Below are 3,626 nucleotides of genomic sequence, written 5' to 3' on the forward strand. Positions count from 1 at the left end.
GGCGAAAGAAGTGAGGTGAAGGGCTTTATCTACAAAACAAGGTCGATGCCTTAAGGGCGCTATCAAGCTCACTTCACCTCGTGTGGTAGTAGCTAACCACCACAGGGAACAAGATACAAGGGCGTCAATAAAATAACTAATAACTGGGGTCAGAACAAACTTAATTCCTGCTATGTTTCATACCTTTAGAGCTGAAGCAAGCGGATTTAACTTTACTCTGACCCCAGTTATTTGCTTATGATTGTTTTGAGGGAGCATAACTCTTGTTCGCTGTAGGGCTTTGTTAGCCACTTCTAATTTTAGCGTGAATAGCTGCTCGTCAACCTTCTTAGATAGTACTTCATAGTCTTCTGAAATTTGTTCTTGACTCTTATTGGCCAAAAAAAATAATGTTCCAGACATGGACTTAAGCAGTAAAACAATGGATTCAGTAACTATAATTCCATTAGTTGATACCCACCTATTAATCGCTTTTTCAGTCAAGCTTAATAGCGGCTCTCTATAAATATCTGCGCTATTTACTATAGCCAGCGCATCTCTTTGTGCTGTTATTCTATTATTAAACTCGCTCATAGCACCTAACTTCAATTTTTTTTAAAATTTCAGACATCCACAAATCAATATTTCTAAGTTCTACTTTCGCTTCGGATATTTCTGCCGTGGTTAACATTTCACCTGCACCTCGTGTGCATAGCACTCTTGCTTTCTCAAGAATGCTGTATACAGTCTCGTTTATTGGTACGCTATTCATACCTAAAATACGGGCTGAGTTACGAGAAAAATTTGGTTCGTTGTTTGCTAGAAGTGAGAAACAGGTTGCAAAATTTCTCATTCCTAAAAATACTGATGAAAGGTCAAAAGTTTCTGTAAAGGAAGATTGCTCAATTGATTTTTTTGCAGATAGAAAAATATCATAAAATTTTTTACAGTCAGAATAACCATTTTTATATACGCTTGGTTTACCTATTATCCTCAAAAAGTCATTTGTGTCTGACGCATATACAAGCTTTGCTTCTAAATAAAGATGCCATGCAAATGGGTTGCCCTCTTGCCATAGCTCAAGTATTCGCTCATATGAATATATAGAGTAGTCGCTTGGGTTAAACCGAGTATCTAATCCATGTACTATTGCAAGCATATCGATGTCTGACGAGGTATCTACTTCACCACGGCATACAGATCCAAATACGTAGATATGCACGTTTACCGCCTATTGAATCGTTTGATGATAATTGACATGAAGAACCCGAACATGATGAGCCTAAATAGAAATATTACAGTTAGATATAATGATGGATAGCCCGCTGGATTCAATACACCTAATAAAATTTGAGGGGAAAGAATAAAAGACTCGCAGTAGAAATTTAAGTCATTTAACCTTTTATTTATAAAAGCGTGAAATCCAGAAATTAGTAATAATGCAATGAATACCGCCCTAAACAACTTCCAGGTTGACTCTCCGTTACCCCAAATAAAATCTAAAACCTTAAATTCAAACCATTCAAAAAAAACTTTAATCCTATTCAGGCCCTTGAATTTTTTACGATAATAGGACTCTTGGGATTTCCAAGCTTTATGTAAATGATCTTCACTTGCTTGAAGTTCAATGCTGATTGCTTGGTTTGCCGATTTTGCATCACCAAGTTGTTGGTAGTTAATTCGAAGTGAGCGTGCGAACTTTAGCTTTAGATTTTCTGGGCCAGGGCAGCCAACTTTAAGAATGTCACTATCGATATGACTTTTCTCAAAAGAAGCATAGTCAAATTTGCAACCGTTAAAGCTACTACCTACCAAATTGCTGTTAACGAATCTACTTCCAGTGAAGTCACAATCTTCGAAACTACAGTTTCTTAGATAGGAAGAATCGAAAATGCAATAACGAAAATCAACATTTTTAAATTCAACTTTCTTTGCTACTAATCGTTCAAATAATTTGTTTACGAATTTTCCACCACAAACAGGCGAATCAAACATTTTATCGGATAGCTTCTCGCGATTGCTATTTTTTATCATTCAGAACTCCTCTCAGTAGTTTCATGCAAGCAATAGGAAGCAATGGGGTCAGGTTTTACATTTTGCAATAGATAAAACTTAAAGTGATTTGTAAACCATGTTTAATTAATTGCTTTATGTCAAATGTAAGACCTAACCTTAAAAAACTATGGGGTCAAGTCTTGCAATGCAACAACCAAGTAAACTATTTGTTGGATTGCAAGACCTGCCCTCAATTTTGAGGCCTTGGGGTCAGGTGTTCGCAGTAACAGTAATTTAGCTAGCGGGTTAAAGTCCCGTCCGAGGAATTGTCCATGCGCCTCGGTAGTACGAAAGAGCGGCGTTTGAGTAATCAAGGGTCGTGAGTTCTTTACGACAAAGAGGCAGACCGTAACGCAAGTGAACCTAGATGTAGCCTCGTTAACATTGCAGTTGCCGACCTCGTGTCTGTATAGGGAAGGCCGTTGTTCGGATGTGTTGGCAATGGAAGCCACATCCGCGAGCTGTCGGGGTAGCAGGGGCGGTATGTTTTGGAAGTTAAATTACCCAGTGCTGGAGATCCATCACGGTGGCAGGGAGACTGCCAAGCGCAATGTATAAGGAAACGAAATCAGTGCGTATCGTGATGGAAGTCGGAGGGGTTCATAGTACCGTTCGAGATTGAGGGACAACATAACCCCAGTCGAGGGAAGGGACCCTGCTTTGTTCATGCAACTGAAGAGCTGAGGATCAGGAGATTGCCATGTTGCTAATCACTCCGAATGAGATCAGGACGCTACAGAGGAAGCTGTACATCAAAGCCAAGCAGGAACCAAACTATCGTTTCTACGCACTTTACGACAAGATTTACCGCGCTGACACCCTCAAGTTGGCATGGCGACTGGTCAAGGCAAACAAGGGCAGTCCTGGGGTTGATGGGATTGACTTTGCTGCCATAGAAAGCGGCGAAGGGGTAGATTGCTACTTGTCGGCAATTAGTCAGGAACTGCAAGATAAAAGCTACCGGACTGGGGCGATCAAGCGCGTCATGATTCCCAAAGCGGATGGCAGTTTGCGTCCACTCGGGATTCCGACGATACGAGATCGCGTGGTTCAGATGGCGACTAAGCTGGTGATGGAGCCTATCTTTGAGGCGGATTTTTGCGAGCACTCCTATGGGTTTCGCCCAAGGAAATCAGCACATCAAGCGATAGACGCCATTGCAGAAGCTTTGTGGCAAGGTAAAACGCAAGTCATCGATGCTGATCTGTCAAAATACTTCGACAGTATTCCGCACGCCAAACTGATGACCACGGTGGCTGAACGTATTGTGGATGGGGCCGTACTGGCTTTGATTCAACAATGGCTTAAAGCGCCGGTGATTGGCAAAAGCGAGAATGGAAAAGCAGCAACGGTCAGTGGAGGTAAAGGGCAGCGCAAGGGCACGCCCCAAGGAGGGGTGATTTCTCCGTTGCTATCGAACCTCTACTTACATCTACTGGATAGAATCTGGCATCGCCACAATTTAGGTAAGAAACTACAAGCGAGCTTGGTGCGGTATGCCGATGACTTTGTAGTGCTCTGCCGTGGCGAGACCCAAAGCCCGCTGGCGCATATGAAGTGGATATTGGATCGGCTGGAATTGACGCTTAACG

At 42.0% G+C, this 3,626-nt stretch carries 4 protein-coding genes; 1 reads left to right on the plus strand and 3 read right to left on the minus strand.

Annotated elements, in window-relative coordinates:
• Positions 1-177: 177 nt before the first annotated feature.
• From R6242_RS22040 to R6242_RS22050, 3 genes are read right to left on the minus strand one after another with little or no spacing between them, the layout of a single operon-like run.
• On the minus strand, positions 178-573 hold the full coding sequence (locus R6242_RS22040) for a hypothetical protein (protein WP_318431012.1): 396 nt from the start codon (positions 571-573) through the stop codon (positions 178-180).
• Positions 560-1,201 carry a hypothetical protein gene (locus tag R6242_RS22045; protein ID WP_318431014.1) on the minus strand — a complete coding sequence of 214 codons (642 nt, stop codon included), beginning with the start codon at positions 1,199-1,201 and terminating at the stop codon, positions 560-562. Before R6242_RS22045 ends, R6242_RS22040 begins: the two co-directional genes overlap by 14 nt.
• A gap of 2 nt (positions 1,202-1,203) precedes the next feature.
• Entirely contained in the window at positions 1,204-2,013 is an 810-nt protein-coding gene (locus R6242_RS22050; protein WP_318431017.1) for a pentapeptide repeat-containing protein, read from the minus strand.
• 721 nt (positions 2,014-2,734) lie between these two features.
• Here R6242_RS22050 and R6242_RS22055 point away from each other — a divergent pair.
• A partial coding sequence (locus tag R6242_RS22055) for a reverse transcriptase domain-containing protein (protein ID WP_318431019.1) occupies positions 2,735-3,626 on the plus strand: 892 nt, incomplete at its 3' end.

Source organism: Iodobacter sp. CM08 (genome assembly GCF_033446605.1).
Lineage (GTDB): Bacteria > Pseudomonadota > Gammaproteobacteria > Burkholderiales > Chitinibacteraceae > Iodobacter.